The organism is Aliinostoc sp. HNIBRCY26 (genome assembly GCF_050235535.1).
In the GTDB taxonomy this organism is placed as follows: Bacteria; Cyanobacteriota; Cyanobacteriia; order Cyanobacteriales; family Nostocaceae; genus Trichormus.
Genome location: NZ_CP189852.1, coordinates 4,868,878 through 4,885,175 on the forward strand (window position 1 = coordinate 4,868,878; position 16,298 = coordinate 4,885,175).

14 protein-coding genes are annotated in these 16,298 nt (G+C 39.9%); 6 read left to right on the forward strand and 8 right to left on the reverse strand.

Annotated features, from left to right (window positions below):
* Positions 1 to 423: 423 nt before the first annotated feature.
* Positions 424 to 1,785 (reverse strand): NAD(P)/FAD-dependent oxidoreductase, encoded by a 1,362-nt coding sequence (locus tag ACQFX9_RS20645; protein ID WP_427158113.1) that lies wholly within the window; start codon positions 1,783 to 1,785, stop codon positions 424 to 426.
* A 444-nt stretch (positions 1,786 to 2,229) separates the two neighbouring features.
* Here ACQFX9_RS20645 and ACQFX9_RS20650 point away from each other — a divergent pair, with 444 nt between their 5' ends.
* The 5 genes from ACQFX9_RS20650 (at position 2,230) to ACQFX9_RS20670 (ending at position 6,793) form a co-directional block, all read left to right on the forward strand.
* Entirely contained in the window at positions 2,230 to 2,841 is a 612-nt protein-coding gene (locus ACQFX9_RS20650) for a TetR/AcrR family transcriptional regulator (RefSeq protein WP_427158114.1), read from the forward strand.
* Between the two features lie 89 nt (positions 2,842 to 2,930).
* A complete protein-coding gene (locus ACQFX9_RS20655; protein WP_427158116.1) occupies positions 2,931 to 4,223 on the forward strand; it encodes an ABC exporter membrane fusion protein in 1,293 nt (430 codons plus the stop codon).
* A 158-nt stretch (positions 4,224 to 4,381) separates the two neighbouring features.
* The gene (locus ACQFX9_RS20660; protein WP_427158117.1) at positions 4,382 to 4,717 is read left to right on the forward strand and encodes a DUF2834 domain-containing protein; all 336 of its coding nucleotides are present in this window, start codon (positions 4,382 to 4,384) and stop codon (positions 4,715 to 4,717) included.
* A gap of 121 nt (positions 4,718 to 4,838) precedes the next feature.
* Positions 4,839 to 6,005: an ABC transporter permease DevC gene (gene devC / locus ACQFX9_RS20665; RefSeq protein WP_427158119.1), complete on the forward strand. Its 1,167-nt coding sequence runs from the start codon at positions 4,839 to 4,841 to the stop codon at positions 6,003 to 6,005.
* Positions 6,006 to 6,040: 35 nt separating this feature from the next.
* Positions 6,041 to 6,793: a DevA family ABC transporter ATP-binding protein gene (locus ACQFX9_RS20670; RefSeq protein WP_427158120.1), complete on the forward strand. Its 753-nt coding sequence runs from the start codon at positions 6,041 to 6,043 to the stop codon at positions 6,791 to 6,793.
* A 301-nt stretch (positions 6,794 to 7,094) separates the two neighbouring features.
* On the opposite strand, the gene ACQFX9_RS20675 is transcribed toward ACQFX9_RS20670, so the two are convergent.
* On the reverse strand, positions 7,095 to 7,316 hold the full coding sequence (locus ACQFX9_RS20675; protein WP_427158122.1) for a DUF167 domain-containing protein: 222 nt from the start codon (positions 7,314 to 7,316) through the stop codon (positions 7,095 to 7,097).
* 35 nt (positions 7,317 to 7,351) lie between these two features.
* Positions 7,352 to 8,206 carry a formyltetrahydrofolate deformylase gene (gene purU / locus ACQFX9_RS20680; protein WP_427158124.1) on the reverse strand — a complete coding sequence of 285 codons (855 nt, stop codon included), beginning with the start codon at positions 8,204 to 8,206 and terminating at the stop codon, positions 7,352 to 7,354.
* Positions 8,207 to 8,363: 157 nt separating this feature from the next.
* Here purU and ACQFX9_RS20685 point away from each other — a divergent pair, with 157 nt between their 5' ends.
* Positions 8,364 to 8,663 (forward strand): hypothetical protein, encoded by a 300-nt coding sequence (locus tag ACQFX9_RS20685; RefSeq protein ID WP_427158126.1) that lies wholly within the window; start codon positions 8,364 to 8,366, stop codon positions 8,661 to 8,663.
* A gap of 42 nt (positions 8,664 to 8,705) precedes the next feature.
* Here ACQFX9_RS20685 and ACQFX9_RS20690 read toward each other — a convergent pair whose 3' ends face one another.
* The 5 genes from ACQFX9_RS20690 to ACQFX9_RS20710 all read right to left on the reverse strand — a co-directional run bounded on the left by ACQFX9_RS20690 (position 8,706) and on the right by ACQFX9_RS20710 (position 15,927).
* Positions 8,706 to 9,326: a DUF4340 domain-containing protein gene (locus ACQFX9_RS20690; protein WP_427158127.1), complete on the reverse strand. Its 621-nt coding sequence runs from the start codon at positions 9,324 to 9,326 to the stop codon at positions 8,706 to 8,708.
* 217 nt (positions 9,327 to 9,543) lie between these two features.
* Positions 9,544 to 11,322, reverse strand: a complete 1,779-nt coding sequence (locus tag ACQFX9_RS20695) for a GldG family protein (RefSeq protein ID WP_427158129.1) — start codon at positions 11,320 to 11,322, stop codon at positions 9,544 to 9,546.
* An 87-nt stretch (positions 11,323 to 11,409) separates the two neighbouring features.
* On the reverse strand, positions 11,410 to 12,222 hold the full coding sequence (locus ACQFX9_RS20700; RefSeq protein WP_427158131.1) for an ABC transporter permease: 813 nt from the start codon (positions 12,220 to 12,222) through the stop codon (positions 11,410 to 11,412).
* A complete protein-coding gene (locus ACQFX9_RS20705) occupies positions 12,223 to 13,215 on the reverse strand; it encodes an ABC transporter ATP-binding protein (RefSeq protein ID WP_427158132.1) in 993 nt (330 codons plus the stop codon).
* 336 nt (positions 13,216 to 13,551) lie between these two features.
* Positions 13,552 to 15,927: a type IV pilin-like G/H family protein gene (locus ACQFX9_RS20710; protein ID WP_427158133.1), complete on the reverse strand. Its 2,376-nt coding sequence runs from the start codon at positions 15,925 to 15,927 to the stop codon at positions 13,552 to 13,554.
* Positions 15,928 to 16,298: the final 371 nt, after the last annotated feature.

Consider the following 16,298-nt stretch of genomic DNA (forward strand, 5'->3'; position numbering starts at 1 on the left):
TTGTGATGATTGTTGCGGCTTGTTTTGAACAATTGTCAAAGTCATAAAAATGATCAATTTTACGATTTGTGAGATTTTTAGGACATTTTTACTCACCAAATACTTGATGAGTAGATTAACTAATAAAATCAAAAAGCTTATTTCACAAGGTTTAGAGAAATTTGCTAGATAAATATGCTTGACAAATTAGAATTTCCTATTCTTGCTAAAGAAATTTCTTATTGAGAATACAAAAGGAAATTATCAGTTTATAAATAATGAGCATTCAATATCAAAAATATTAATAAATGTAAGATTGATAGCTAGGCTAAAAATAATTGTGGAATAGGTATTTTGCCTATCTACAGCAATATACCTATTCCACAAATTTGAAGCTAATTCCCTATGCCCTATGCCCTATTCCCTATTCCCCATTTCCCATTTTTAGACATTAACTGGCTGTCTATTCTCTTTCGGCTGATAATGTCCGTTACTGTTCACAGTTTTTATGTCTAGAGAAACTTCTTGACCGGTAATTAATCTAGCCCCACGATTACGGGTGATATAATTCCACACCCACTGAACCATGACTACTAACTTATTGTCAAACTCAATTAAGAAGTAGATGTGAATTAATAACCAGAACAACCATGCAAAGAAGCCTTTCAATTTCATAAAGCCTAAATCGACAACGGCGGCATTCTGCCCAATCATCGCTAGGCTACCGTGATCAGTATAATTAAAGGCTGGTAGAGTTTGACCTTTTAAACGTTTCTGCACCAATGCGGCGACATATTCACCTTCTTGTTTAGCGACAGGCGCGACACCAGGAAGGGGTTTACCGTTTTGGTGGGAGAAGTTGGCTAAGTCGCCGACGACGAAAATATTACTATGTCCCTGAATACTTAAGTCTGGTTCTACGATAACTCGTCCGGCGCGATCGCATTCTGCACCTGTGCGTTCTGCTAAGACTTTACCCATTGCGGAAGCTTTTACACCAGCCGCCCATAATACTGTCTTAGACGCAATTTCTGTAACTTGATCACCTTGTTTGACGGTAACAATATCATTTTCAATATTTGTCACCATAGTTTTTGTTTGGACTACCACACCCAACTGTTGCAAGGATGCTTCTGCTTCTTGGGATAATTCTGGTGCAAAGGGTGGGAGGACTCGATCTAAACCTTCTAAGAGGATAACTTGTGCTTCTGTAGTGTCGATAGTGCGGAAGTCTTCTTTGAGGGTTTGATAAGCTAACTCTGCGATCGCACCCGCTAATTCTACTCCGGTAGGGCCGCCACCTACAACCACAAAAGTCAACCAAGCCTTGCGTTTTGCTGGATCTTTTTCCTTTTCTGCGGCTTCAAAGGCTGAAAAAATCCGTCGCCGCATTTCAATTGCATCTTCTACAGTCTTTAACCCTGGTGCGAACTCTTCCCAGTTATCTTTACCAAAATAGGAATGCTTCGCCCCTGTGGCCACAATTAAGGTGTCATATGGTATTTTCTCATCACCCATGATCACTTGTTGTGCTTGTGGGTCAATATCATTGACTTCTCCTAGCAGCACTTTTGTATTTTTGCTTTTCCTCAAGACTGCACGTAAAGGTGAGGAAATATCAGCAGGTGATAGCGTCCCAGTGGCGACTTGGTAAAGTAGTGGCTGAAATAGGTGAAAGTTACGTTTGTCGATGAGAGTAACTTCTACCTTAGCTTTCTTGAGTGCTTTTGCCGCGTACAATCCACCAAAACCACCGCCAACAATCACAACTTGATGGGGTGGGTTGTTGTCAAGTGCATCTACCATAAGAAACATTTCCTTGTGTTACGGACGCTGTAACTATTCTTTACAAATTTGTATCAAAAATGTCACAAAATTTTCTGTTCAGCTTGCACATATGAAAAATTTATTAAAGTGACTAAAGTTACACTTTAATTCTTTTTCAGTATTTTCAACTATATTATCTGCCTAGATTTGATGTTTTATGCAGGCGTTTTACTCAAGTAGTTTTTCTAAGTTTCATTACTGATATTGAGTATCTATATTGACAAGACTAACAGTCTGAACTACATTAAGGTATGTAACTATTATAGTTTACATAAATTAAACTTGCCAGTAAATCGTCAAGTTCAAGGCATCAGCTAACACCAGCATTTCATTTATATTTCGGCTTGATTCGGATAAATAAGTCATTGACGAACGGAAAAAATTAAGGTTTACTAAAAATAACGAGCGTTCGATATAAAAACTATGCCTAAAGTTGTTGACCATGAACAATACCGCAAAGAAATGCTCTGCAAGTGTTTTGACTTATTTGCCAGCAAAAGCTATGGTTCGATCACCATGAGGGAAATTGCTCAAGGTTTAAACGTATCCACCGGTACGTTGTATCACTACTTTCCCAGTAAACAGGCTTTATTTGAGCAATTGGTAGAGGAAATCAGCCAGCAAGATGTAATTGCAGCCTTAGCGGAAATGAGTGGTGTAGCAACCATAGAAGAAGCGATGAGTGCTTTGGGCAGATATTTAGTCAAAAATGAAGATTACTTTATTAAATGGACATATATCTGGGTTGATTTTTGTCAGCATCAAGACCTTAATGAAATACGCAATAATAATGTCTTCAAGCGGGCTAATAGAAACTATAAACAAGCAGTTTGTGAATTATTAAATATACAAGATCCAGCTATAGTATCTTTTGTTTTGAGTTTGGTAAATGGCTTAATTTTAGAAAAATTATGGTGTAATGAAACGATTGATTTTGTTGAGCAGTGTGACTTGTTAGGTAAGATGATCACTGCTTATTTAGATCAGCAAGTAGGTGTCAGAGAGAGGGAAAAAGAGGCGGCAGAACTGAATTAAAAGATTGTCTTCTGCTTGCATTATTTCATGTTGGTGATGCTGGGTGACATAAAAGTCAAAAACGAAATTGATTTTCTACTAGAGGGGATATGAGTCAGAAATTGCTATTAAATTCGGGTAATCAAAGATTAATTACATTAGTAATAGCAGCTACGGCTGTAACTACAGGTATTCTGGTATATGCAGGTTCTCAGTTTGGACAAATAGGGAAAACAGTAGCAACAGATAGCACAGTCCAAACAGAACAAAGCACACCTAAAATTACAGCATTAGGCAGACTAGAACCAGAAACAGAAGTCATTAAACTATCCGCACCTTTAGTATTAGATGGCGATCGCATTGCCGAAATCAGAGTAGAAGAAGGAGACAGAGTCCAAGCAGGACAAGTTATCGCCGTATTAGATTCCCATGCACGCCTAAAAACAGCAGTATTGCAAGCAGAAAAACAAGTAAGAGTCGCCCAAGCCAAACTCAATCAAGTCAAAGCTGGGGCGAAAAGTGGCGATATCCTAGCGCAAAAAGCCAGTGTAGAACGCCTACAAGCCCAATCTCTCGGAAACATCATAGAACAAAGAGAAAGCATCGCCCGCATAGAGGCACAATGGCAAGGAGACAGAATCGCCCAAGTAGCCACCATTAGAAAACTCGAAGCAGAATTAAATAACGCCAGTGCAGAATATCAACGTTATCAACAGCTATATTCCGAAGGTGCAATTTCCAGTTCAGCCATTGATAGTAAACGCTTGAGTTTAGAAACCGCCAAACAGCAACTAGACGAAGCCAAAGCAGTGCTGAATCGGATTAACGCCACCGCCAGCAAACAACTATCCGAAGCCACAGTCGCACTTAGCCGAATTAACGCCACCAGTAGGAAGGAAGTTAGCGAAGCCAAAGCCACATTAACCAGTATTGCCGAAGTCCGTCCTGTAGATGTGCAAGCAGCACAAGCAGAAGTAGAAGATGCGATCGCCGCACTCAGACGCGCCGTCACAGAACTAGAAGCAGCTTATATTACAGCCCCAATGGCTGGACAAATTCTCAAAATTCATAACCGAGTCGGTGAAAAAATTGGCGATAACGGCATTGCAGACTTAGCCCAAACTGCCCAAATGATTACAGTTGCAGAAGTTTATCAATCTGATATTGGCAAAATCAAACTAGGACAACCCGCAATCATTACCGGACAAGCCTTTACCGGAGAACTACGCGGCGAAGTCTCTCATATTGGCTTACAAGTCAACCGCCAAAACGTCTTTAGCAACCAACCAGGAGAAAACCTTGACAGCCGAGTTGTAGAAGTCAAAATTCGTCTGAGTCCTGAAGACAGTAAAAAAGTTGCAGGTTTAACTAACTTGCAAGTACAAACAGCAATTGAACTATAGAAATCCGATTTGATTTCTGAAAATATTTGCGTGGTGTGTGAAGCGCAGCGCAAACGCGATAGGAAGGAAACTCTTAACAGGCAACAGGTAAGAAGGAATCAAAGTGTACCTAGCTTCGTAAAAATCAAATATGAGTCCTGTATAAAAGTGAGTTGATCATGCTGAAAACCATCTATCTTTTGCTTTGCATCCTAGGAACAGTTTTACCTTATTCGCAGTTTCTACCATTTTTATTGGAGCATGGTCTTGACATCCCACTGTTTATTGAGCAGCTATTTGCAAATAGGATTTCCGGCTTTTTTGGTATGGATGTCATCGTTTCATCCCTAGTTCTTTGGGTATTGGTATTTTGGGAAGGGACTCGGTTGAAAATGGCAAATCTTTGGATTTATATTGCTGCCAATTTATTAGTAGGAGTTTCTCTAGGACTGCCCCTATTTTTATTCATGCGACAGCAGCAACTAGAACAGCAGACAGAAACAGTAGGCTATTAACCCAAACACTAATAAGTAAGTTGGCGGGAAAAAACACAAATATGTTAATAAGGGTAAACCAAGATAAAACCCACTTCCCGACTAATTTATCCCAACTACAAATATTTACACCTTTATACTCATGTTGTCTAAAATGTTTCGGAAAACGCCGCTTGCTTGGCGGCAATTAATGAAGGAAAAAACGCGCCTAGCGATCGCAGTGGCGGGTATTACCTTTGCTGATATGTTGATGTTTATTCAGTTGGGATTTGAAAGCGCACTGTTTGATGCGGCTGTGCAACCTCACCGGAATTTACAGGCTGATTTGGTGTTAATTAATCCCCAATTTCAAACCTTATTTTCCGTCAAGAGTTTTTCTAGAGAACGACTATACCAAGCACTAGGTTATGAAGGTGTACAGTCAGTTAGTCCTTTGTATATTAGTACAGGACAATGGCGGAATCCCGAAACGCGACAAGATAGGGCTATTTTAGTTTGGGGGATTGATCCAGCGACATCAGCGTTTAAGTTTCCTGAAGTCAACAACAACCTGAACGCACTCAAACCGTTAAATCAGGTTTTATTTGATCAAGCAGGTCGCCCGGAATATGGTGCAGTTGGCGATATCTTCAAAAAAACAGGTACTTTCCAGACAGAATTGAATAATATCGGTGTTGATGTCAAAGGTGTATTTAGTAATGGTGCATCCTTTGCGGCTGATGGTAATGTCATTGCCAGTGATTCCACATTTTTAAGACTATTTCCCGAACGGAAAGCCGACAGGATAGAAGTAGGGTTAATTACCTTAAAGCCTGGTGCAGATCCCGAAAAAGTGCGATCGCAACTAGCCGCAGGTTTACCTAATGATGTCAAAGTTCTGACACCAGAAGGTTTTGCCCAAACGGAAAAACAATACTGGGCTACAGGTACAGGGATTGGGTTTATTTTCGGTTTGGGTGTGGGAGTAGGTTTTATTGTCGGGATTGTGATTGTGTATCAGATTCTTTATTCAGATGTATCTGACCACTTACCCGAATACGCCACCTTGAAAGCGATGGGTTATACAGACCGCTACTTACTCTTTGCTTTATTACAAGAGGCATTATTATTAGCTGTTTTTGGATATCTTCCCGCCTATTTACTTTCCTTTGGACTATATCAAATCACCTTTGCGGCAACCATGTTACCCATTGCCATGAAATTGGATCGAGCAATTAATGTATTTATTCTCACCATTATCATGTGTAGTGTTTCGGGTGCGATCGCTATGCGGAAATTACGTTCTGCTGACCCAGCAGATGTGTTTTAAGTCAATAGTCAATAGTCAATAGTTACCCAAAAAATATGTTGCAAGAAATTACACCAGTAGTGGCTGATTCTGTATCATCTATGTCTGAACCGGTGATTGCTGTACAGAACCTCAATCACTACTTTGGGTCAAGCGGACTGCGTAAACAAGTATTATTTGACATTAACTTAGAGATTCAAGCGGGGGAAATTGTCATTATGACAGGCCCTTCCGGTTCAGGTAAAACTACCCTTTTAACGTTAATGGGTGGCTTGCGTTCGGCGCAGGAAGGAAGTTTGAAAATTTTAGGACAGGAAATCTGCGGTGCTAGTAAAAACCAGCTGACTAAATTACGTCGTCAGATTGGATATATATTCCAGGCGCATAACTTGATGACATTTTTGACAGCGAAAGAAAACGTCAGAATGTCCTTGGAACTGCACGATGAGTATTTAAATGATGATACCAACGCCAAAGCGATCGCGATGTTAGAAACCGTTGGCTTAGGCGAACGCGTCAATTACTATCCAGAGAGTCTGTCTGGTGGACAAAAACAACGAGTAGCGATCGCCCGTGCTTTAGTCAGTCATCCTAAAATTGTCTTAGCAGATGAACCTACAGCCGCACTTGATAAAAAATCTGGGCGTGATGTTGTGGAACTCATGCAGAAACTAGCCAAAGAACAAGGCTGTACAATTTTGCTGGTAACTCACGATAACCGTATTTTAGATATTGCTGACCGCATTATCTATATGGAAGATGGTCAACTCAAAAGTGATGATGTAGATATTAACGCTAAGATGCACTAGTGAGAAATTCGTCAACAAGTAGAACAACTTGAAAAAACCAAACTATGTAAAGTAAGTTCGTAGTAAGGACTAAAGTCCTTACTACGAACCTTTAATTATTTACACTGTTCTACTTACATATAGGACTAGTATTTGATTTCTGAAAAAATCTAAGTATGTGTAGGGTGTGTTAGGCGTAAGCCGTAACGCACCACAGGCTTTGGTACTAGGTGCGTTACGCTGTCGCTAACACACCCTACGTATCTGTTCAATAATCAAGTAGGATTCCTATAAAAAAATAATGAACTTTGCTGACTAATAATTATTCCTCAATCTCAATTAATTTTTGCCGAGAAGATAAACCAGACTTAATTCTAATATGAGATTTGGGAACATCAAACTGTTCCGCTAGCAGTTTAATTAATTCCTCATTAGCTTTACCGTCTACTGGTGGTGATTTTAAATATACAGTTAGACTACCATCAGCTTGTTCTTCAATTTTTTGCTGTTTGGAGTTTGGTTTAACTTTTACCTTTTTCTGCATAAAACTAAGAGCCAAATACGAGTTCTGTATCAAAATTATTCAAAGACTACTGTGCGATTACCGTATACTAGAACGCGATTTTGGAGGTGGAGACGTACTGCTCTGGCTAATACGACTCTTTCTAAATCCTTGCCTTTTCTGATTAAATCTTCTACTTCATCACGGTGGCTGACTCTCACTACATCTTGTTCAATAATCGGCCCTGCATCTAATTCCGCAGTAGCATAGTGAGCAGTTGCGCCAATAACTTTAACGCCTCTTTCAAAGGCACGATGATAGGGGTTCGCTCCTACAAATGCAGGTAAAAATGAGTGGTGGATATTAATAATTTGCGGAAATTTATTAATAAAGTCTGAACTAACAATTTGCATATATTTAGCTAAAACTACTAAATCAATTTTGTATTGTTGTAGTAGTTCTAGTTGTCTAATTTCTTGTTCTGCTTTATTTTCTTTATTAATGGGAATGTGGTGAAATTCTATCCCAAATTGGTCTGCAACTGTTTTTAAATACGGATGATTGCTAATAATTAGGGGAATTTCCGCCGCAATTTCTTGGGCGCGTTGTCGCCAAATTAAATCATAAAGACAATGGTCTTGACGACTAACCCAAATGGCTATGCGGGGAATTGCATCAGAAAAATGGAGTTCCCATTTAGCACCCAAAGGTTGAGCTATAGCGTTAAATGCAGGGCCAATTAAATCTCGTGGTAGATTAAACCCATCTAGTTGCCATTCAATGCGGGAGAGAAATAAACCGGCGGCAAAATCTGTATGTTGATCAGCATGAATAATATTACCTCCATTGGAGTAAATAAAATTCGCTATTTTAGCAACGAGTCCCCGTTGATCTGGACAATAAATCAATAAAGTTGCCGTTGAATTACTCATGATTTATGTAGAAGAGTTACTCTTATTTAAGATATCTATCTTAAGATGTATTGACATGAAAAAGTAATATTTTATGCTGCTTAAGTGATGATTACCAGTAAGTATGATCACATTATAAACGTCAATGAATTAAGACCACATCAGTATGCAACTTGCTGTGCATTATGCAACATCTCTATTCCACTTTTCCCCAATTGTTTATATCGCGATCGCATTTTACCTAGCAATAGCTTATTTCTTGTTGAGGAAATGGTTATTTTTCTTCCTTGAAGATAAAGAAATGAGCGATAGTCAGCGTTCCATATCTCGTGTGATTCTGTTCATTGCCACTATATTTTGGCCGATTATAGTGCCCATCGCTTACATTGAGTTATTAAATTTACACATGAAATACAAGAAAGAAATTGATGTATTGATCGGTCAAACAGATGGTATAAGCACAGATGAAGAAATTTAAAAGAGAAATCGATGTTGCTTTTACTGGTACTTTTTGATCTAATTACTGACTTTGAGTGGGAGTAGGTTGAGGTGTATTTGGTGTAGGCTGTAGTTGCACCGGAGTTTGAGGTTGTTTCCACTCTGATAATTCGCGATTAACTGCATTTTCAAAGTCGGTAGAGACTAGCAGCACATTGATATTGCCATTATTGGGTGTAGTGGGGTCAACTTGAGCGTAGATAAAACTACGATTAAAGTTAGATTTACCCAAAATAATTTGGTGATTTTTTTGATTTTTCAGTTTGATATCAATAGTAGCTTGGGGTTTGTCTAAGCCAAATTCCCCAAGTTGATTAGGCGGAGTAGGAACGGTGCGATCGCTCTTACCTTTAACTAACAAATCCATTAAATAAGACACAATAGCATCATTGGCTGGCTCTGACACCGGAGACTTCAGTAACCATTTAGGGTTAGGTTGGGTGTTGCGTTCCAAATTCAGGGTTAGCTTTGCAGTTTTAACTGTCAAAGCCTGTACATCATCTTCAGCGAAAGAGAAAATTTTCTGCTGATTTTCTTTAGCTTCCTGACGTTGAGTTGCACCTTGAATTTCATAGAAGTAGACAAACCCACCCAAACCCAACGCCAGCACTACTAAAATTAATGTCGTTTTTGGTAGTTTCATAGTCAATAGTCAATAGTCAATAGTCAATAGTCATTAGTCATTAGTCATTAGTCATTAGTCATTAGTCATCTCCGAAAAAGAATCTCAAACCCTTATGCTGTCTAGATAAAAACCTCATTTCTGGAGATGTCTAATACTCATTACTTATTACTTATTACTCATTACTCATTACTCATTCTTCTACCTTGTCCCCAGTCCCCAATCCCCAGTCCCTTCATCATCTCCGTTTCCACCACACTGCGGCGGCGGAAATAAAGCCAATTAGGGGTAGAAATATCAACGCAGATAAAGTGAGGAAGTTGGCTTGGGCTATTGATATGTTGATGCGGCGGTTTTTGGGTTCTTTGGGGCTGATGGAAAGTGGTTGTTGATCTTGCTGACTTAGCCAGGTGACTGAGTTGAGGAAGACATCTCCATTGAGTTGCTGTTTAAAGATGTTGTCTGTGGCAAAATCGGAGTTTCCTATCACTACTAACCTTGACTCTTTGGCTGTTGCTTCTGGCTGTTGTGCAGCTGGGGAAGTAGCTGTGGGAGTTGGACTAAGTTGAGTTGTCGGTGTGGGTAAGGATGTGGGTGATGTGGTTGGTGTTGTTGTATTTTGTGGTGTGGGTGATGTGGTTGATGTTGGTGTTGGACTAGCTGTGGGAGTTGTGGGTGATGTGGTTGGGGATGTGGTAGGAGTTGCTGTATTTTGCGGTGTGGGTGATGTGGTTGGTGTGGGTGTAACTGGGGGTGTGGTGGAGATTTTTTTGGTTAAGGCTACGCCTAAAGTTAAAGGCCCTTTAATGTCTTTATCGGGGTTAAACTCTAATTTTTCACTTTGGAGGTCGCTTTCTGCCCAACTATCAGGATAGGGTTTAGTTTGCAACAGAGGGGTAGACTGTACACCAGCGACAGGGGTAACTTGCAAAGGTCTAGCTAGGCGATAGAAAGAAATTCCGTTACCAAAATCTTTAGTAATGGGGTGTTGACCATAACTTGTAATGATGGGTGCAGCAGGGCCAAGTCCTACACCAGCACCGGAGACATCGACGGCTAAACGATTATCTAAACTTACGCCCCATTCTTGTAGCAAACTATTAAGGTTGGGGTTAGTGTTGGGGTCAACCATGAGTAGCACATTACCACCACGATTGAGATAATCTTGTAAAGCTTTGACTTCAGCTGGAAATAGTTCCTTTTTCGCACCAGCCATCACCACAACACTAGCATCATCAGGAACTTTGGCGTTGGTGGTGAGATTTAAGTCTGTAGTGGTGTAATTCCTATCGCTTAAACCTTGGACGGCTTGCGTCATAGCCCCTTCCCCACCCGTAATAGGATGTTCGCCGTGACCTTGGATGAAGTAAACTTTAGCAGTGCGATCGCTGTATAGTTGTTGTAGTTTATTTGTTACCTTAATCTCTGAAAGACGTTCATTAACGTTAACTGATTGTACGAGTTGCCGCTTCTCGCCAGATTCTAGATAAACTTCGCCATAATCTTTCACACCAAATTTTTCTGCTAATCCTGGTCTACTTTGAGGATCAACATACTCAAACTGAAATTTAGCACTTTGGCGACGGTAATTTTCTAACAGTTCCCTATCTTGAGGATTTTGAGTGACATCAAACACCCAAATTTTCAGGGGTTGATTGAGTTTCCGCACTAATTCCTGTGATTGTGGTGACAGGCTAAATAATTGCGTCTCTGTTAAGTCTGCACGTAATTGGTAACGTGTGGAAAGAAAATTAATTAAGCCAACAATTACCAACACAGCGATAGTTGCAACGAAAGCATTAGCACCAGCTTGGGTAGAACGTTGTTTCCACCACTGACTACGCTGACTTTGCCAAACTAACCACAATACACAGATAGTAATCCCTAAAATTAGCAGCACCAAGGGAACAACGCCCCAACTGTCAGCTACTAACCCAGTAGTTAAACCAGCCGCCGTAAAAAACGGCCCTAGTAAAAATAAATATTTCCAAAGTTGTTTTTGTTTAATGGTAGTCATTAGTTATTAGTCATTAGTCATTACTTAGCACTCAGCACTCAGCACTCATTACTCATTACTCATTACTCATTACTCATTACTCAATCCCTATTGCCTCTGAAACCTTAACGCGTCAATTGATTGGGCTGTGAGGAAGATGCCTAAGAATATGTAACTACTAAATAAAACTAAAGCACTGCTATCAAAGATGCCTTGAATGAGGGTGTTGTAATGTTTGAGTAGGGAAAAATGACCGACGATTTCACCGATGGGGCCGCCGATGTTTCTGGCGATTAAGTCAATAAATAACAGCAATATTACTACAGCAAAGGTGAAGACAGCCGAAAGCAGGGTGCTATCTGTTAGGGAGGAAATAAACATCCCTAAAGATAAAATTGCTGAGGCGAGTAAGATTAAACCCAAATGTCCCAATAAGGGAATTGTGGGTGGAATGGGTGGGTTAGAACTGCTAATGGCGATCGCTTCAAATACCATTAACGGCAAAATTAAGGTGATGAAAAATGTCACTACTCCTAATAATTTTCCGACAGCAACAGCCCAGTTAGTCACGGGGGAGGTGGCGAGGAGTTCTAGGGTTCCGCGTTTGCGTTCTTCGGCGTAGAGTCCCATTGACAGAATTGGCAAAATAAATAACAACAGCCAACCCATACGGTCTAAAAAGGCTCGGATAAATTCATAGGGTACATCAATCGGTGGGACTGGTACGCCAAATTGTTTTCCTTGTGAATCAATCAGGGCGACGGCTGGTAAAATGCCATCTGGCCCTAGTAAAATCATCACCAAAAATAAGCCAGCGATGAACCAAAATACGCCTGCGATCGCATATGCTAAAGGCGAGACAAAATAACTTTGTAACTCCCGGCGATAAATGGCAATAATGTTACTCAGGACTATACCCATTTACGCTGCTTCTCCTTCGTTAGCTGCTGATTCGTCAGTTGTGACTATGTTTTTTTCTTCTGTGGTTAGTTGCAAGAATACATCTTCGAGGGTGGCACTAACACGCCGCATTTCATGCAAACTAAATCCAGACCGAATTAATGTTGTGGCTATATCTTTTCCTGGTTCTCTCCCTGGCTGTGACAACACCCGCAAGTAAGCACGGTTGTCTCTGGGATAATTCACAGGGACAGATTCTACTAAACTGACACCAGCGATATTTTGCAATACTTGTTTGGCTAAGGCGGCTTCTCCCTCAATTTCCACTTCATAACCTGCGCCAACAGTCAACTGTGTCATCAAATTTTCTGGTGTATTGGTTGCAACTACCTTACCGCGATTAATGATGGTGACGCGGTTACAGGTCATGCTAACTTCTGGGAGAATGTGGGTAGAGAGGATAACTGTATGTGTGCCGGCGAGGCTTTTAATTAAGTTGCGGACTTCAATAATTTGCCTGGGGTCAAGTCCCACGGTAGGTTCATCTAAAATAATGGCTGGAGGATCATGCACAATCGCCTGAGCAATCCCCACCCGTTGGCGGTATCCTTTAGATAATTTGCGAATAATTACCTGCCGCTTTTCTTGTAAGTTACAGCGTTTGATGGCTACATTCACCCTAGCGGCGCGATCGCCTGCGGGTATACCTTTAATATGGGCGACAAAATGCAAAAATCCCTCCACCGTCATCTCTGGATATAACGGCGGTGTTTCTGGTAAATAGCCGATGCGTTGACGCACCGCCAGGGAATTTTCATGGACATCAAAGCCTGCTATCTTGGCTGTACCGCTACTCGCCGGTAAATAACCCGCCAAAATTCGCATAGTTGTGGTTTTTCCTGCGCCATTCGGCCCCAGAAATCCTACAATTTCCCCAGGTTCAACACTAAAAGTCACATCAGTAATCGCTGGGGTAGAACCGTAAGTTTTACTCAGATGTTCAACTTCAATCATAGATTTCGTGACGCGCCCTATCGCAGGCGATCGCAACTTAAACTAGGGTACTCAACAATGGTGACATTTTACCGCCACGCTTGAATGAGTGCGAAACTAATCGCTGACTGCTTGACGCTAGAAACTCCCTACAAGTTGCCACTTTAGCAGAAATTGCTGAGTGAGTGGTGAGTGTTGAGTGGTGAGTAATGAGTGCTGAGTGCTGAGTGCTGAGTGCTGAGTAATGAGTAATGAGTAATGAGTGGGAAGTGTCATAGTCATTAGTTATCGGTTTTCTTCCCCTGCTCCCTGCCCCCTGCCCCCCCTGCAATTGTGAATATACAAATGTGCAACAGCCTACCACGTATAATTTAGTGGCGATCGCTTAATTTGAGATAACCAAACAGGTTGTTTCTCCAGGGAAATAGAACGCTTACCATTGGGTAAGGTTTGATATATCCATTTGTTGCCTAAACAAACATTGGCAGGTATCTCAATGGGAGAATTTGCTGATGTTTGCAACTGTAAAACTTTTTGCATCATTTCTGATTCCAACATCAAATAATGTGCTTTGAAAATTTGGGTGGTGTAGCTGGGACTCAGATAATTATCTGAAGGAAAATACTGTTTTTCTATATCTTTCACATCCAGGGAACAAAGATTATTTTTTTCTCGTTCTACTGCTTGGTAAAACCCTTGGTAAAATGTGTATGTATTCACACCATACCAATTGCGATATAGTTGCCTTAAAGGGGTGTCTTTTTCTGGGGGAATAATTTTATCTAAACCCTGTAATATAGAGAAAGCCTCATTATTTAATGAATGCAATAGAGATTTTGTATAGTCATGTGCCAATAAACGACTTTGCCAAACCACAGGTAAATTGCCGATTTTTTGCATGACTCGGATTTGCGATCGCCTAACAATTATATTCACAAGCTGACCAATTAAAGATGGTTCATTTTGTAATGATTCGCTGAGTTTCCAAGATGCTTCTAAAGATTTCAGCATCTGTTGATTGTTACCTTGTCGCTGTTGTTCTAAGACATCAATTAATAACAAACGTTGTAAATTGACTATGCCTAAATAGCTAGGAATAGGGGCTTGAAAATCTCCCTCTTTTATATATTTATACTCTAACCCCCAAATAGGTGTCTCTTCACTTAATAACAAGTCGCGGATTTTGGTAATGTTCCTACTATGTTGATTGACATAACTACGTAATTTTGTGGGTAATGTCTGAGGAATTTGTTGCGTCTGATCATCAAACTGCTGTCTTAATAACTCAGAAACTTCTGAAAATGCTGCCTTTTTATCATCAGGTATTTTCAAATCATCCTCAGCAGTAGTCAAAATATTAAAGCCTAACTGTGAAGCTGCTAATTCCCGAATTTTGATAGCTGTTTTATTTCTAGATTTTGGCAACTGATCAAAGGAGTTATATACTTCCAATATGATTGCCTGTTTTTGTTCTAATAATAAAGGTGCTGCTGCTTTTAAAACAGGTGTAATTTTTTTGAGAAAACTGTCACGGACAGGATTAAAGCTAGATTCTCCCGTCAATTCACCTAAAAGGTCATATTCACTCAGCCCCAAAGCTCCCAGTGATAAATAATACTCCTGTTGTGCTTGTAAATACTGTCCTGCTTGCGCTAGTTGATCAGCAGTTTGCAAAACTTTTGTTTTCCGAGGGTTTTCTATCTCTGCAATTTGCGCTTGATACTTATTCAGATTGTCCAGTTCTTCATTGATATCTGCGGTTTCCTCAGCACTAAGACTGACTTCAACCAAACCTGCGCCACAATTGAGTAAATTCTTGGTGGGTAAATTGCTCAACTTTTCTAAATCTAGAGATACTTGCGGTGAAACCTCACAAATACTAGAGCCATTGGCTGTAATTACCCCCAAGTAAGTTTTTTGCTTTTGGTTGGGAATAGTAACTATAGTAATCATCCCAGTTTGTATATCTTTAATTGATAAAAATCTCAAGCTGTAACCTGATTTCTGCTCAATGTTACTGATAGGAGTATCGAATAATTTTGCTATTTTGTCGGCGAATACACCATTACGAGCATAATATTGCTTTTGTAGAATATTTATCACACCAACTAAGATTCTCTGCTGCTTTTCCTGTTCAAACCGTTCAGACAAAGCATTCTCAGCCTCACTCATTGCAAACTCTCGAAAACCAGATGGACATTCAATCCCTTGGTTTAGCAACATCTTAGTAGGTAACTGAGGAACTATACGCCGATTGTCTACACTTTCACAAAGCGTAGAAAATGTTAACTCTTCCCCTGTTGCTGTTTTAGTTACATTGACGAAATTAACGTAAGTGCGAGAATTATTTAGTTTTGGTGTTAATACAGTCATGATGACTTGCTTGGCTTTGGAATCAGTAAATATTTGCCATTCATAGCCAGCAACACTATTTTCTATATTGTTTCCCACACCTAACTGTTGAATCTGAGTTGCGAAACGATTTTCTTCCAGAAAATACGCTTGTTGAGCGCGAGCCACTGCACCTAAATTAGATAAAACTTGTTTTTTAATAGCTAGTTCTTCGGCGGATATTTGCTGTTCTTTTTGATTAGTGACTGTGTTGGCTCTGACATTACTGACTATAGTCAAACTAGCAATTAGACTGATACTTGACAATATACTAAGCAGTGATGATTTCATCATAGATGCTCGCTGTGTTTCGTTGAAGGTGACTAATTTTAGAGAATTCATATTTGATATTGACCCTAACTCCGTATATTTTTCTCTTTTTTGTGAAGAGTTCCTTGTTTAAATCAGTAGCTTCAGCAATCAAATTGAATCTCTATATTTATAGAATCTTTAAACTCTAAAATACATCCCTGACATTACGTAAAATAGCTGAAATCACTTCTGCTTGAATCTCTTTAACCTCAATATCTCAGAGGATGTTTTAAAAGCATCTGGTGATTTATCAAATACTCTCTAATTACCCTAAATTACCCTTGACGAAGGGGGATTTAATGCTAAATATCCCTGAAAATATGAACTTTAATTTTAAATCTCCATTAAAAATAGGGATTTTAATTCTATTTACCCATTTTTTTCAGGGTTAGGAGGGATCA

Bases quoted from the DNA above. Each gene is read 5' to 3' on its own strand.
- ACQFX9_RS20670 (WP_427158120.1), top strand. From the start codon at position 6,041: ATGTTGCAAGAAATTACACCAGTAGTGGCTGATTCTGTATCATCTATG.
- ACQFX9_RS20660 (WP_427158117.1), top strand. From the start codon at position 4,382: ATGCTGAAAACCATCTATCTTTTGCTTTGCATCCTAGGAACAGTTTTA.
- ACQFX9_RS20695 (WP_427158129.1), bottom strand. From the start codon at position 11,322: ATGACTACCATTAAACAAAAACAACTTTGGAAATATTTATTTTTACTA.
- devC (WP_427158119.1), top strand. From the start codon at position 4,839: ATGTTGTCTAAAATGTTTCGGAAAACGCCGCTTGCTTGGCGGCAATTA.
- ACQFX9_RS20655 (WP_427158116.1), top strand. From the start codon at position 2,931: ATGAGTCAGAAATTGCTATTAAATTCGGGTAATCAAAGATTAATTACA.
- ACQFX9_RS20690 (WP_427158127.1), bottom strand. From the start codon at position 9,326: ATGAAACTACCAAAAACGACATTAATTTTAGTAGTGCTGGCGTTGGGT.
- purU (WP_427158124.1), bottom strand. From the start codon at position 8,206: ATGAGTAATTCAACGGCAACTTTATTGATTTATTGTCCAGATCAACGG.
- ACQFX9_RS20650 (WP_427158114.1), top strand. From the start codon at position 2,230: ATGCCTAAAGTTGTTGACCATGAACAATACCGCAAAGAAATGCTCTGC.
- ACQFX9_RS20645 (WP_427158113.1), bottom strand. From the start codon at position 1,785: ATGGTAGATGCACTTGACAACAACCCACCCCATCAAGTTGTGATTGTT.
- ACQFX9_RS20705 (WP_427158132.1), bottom strand. From the start codon at position 13,215: ATGATTGAAGTTGAACATCTGAGTAAAACTTACGGTTCTACCCCAGCG.
- ACQFX9_RS20675 (WP_427158122.1), bottom strand. From the start codon at position 7,316: ATGCAGAAAAAGGTAAAAGTTAAACCAAACTCCAAACAGCAAAAAATT.
- ACQFX9_RS20700 (WP_427158131.1), bottom strand. From the start codon at position 12,222: ATGGGTATAGTCCTGAGTAACATTATTGCCATTTATCGCCGGGAGTTA.
- ACQFX9_RS20710 (WP_427158133.1), bottom strand. From the start codon at position 15,927: ATGAATTCTCTAAAATTAGTCACCTTCAACGAAACACAGCGAGCATCT.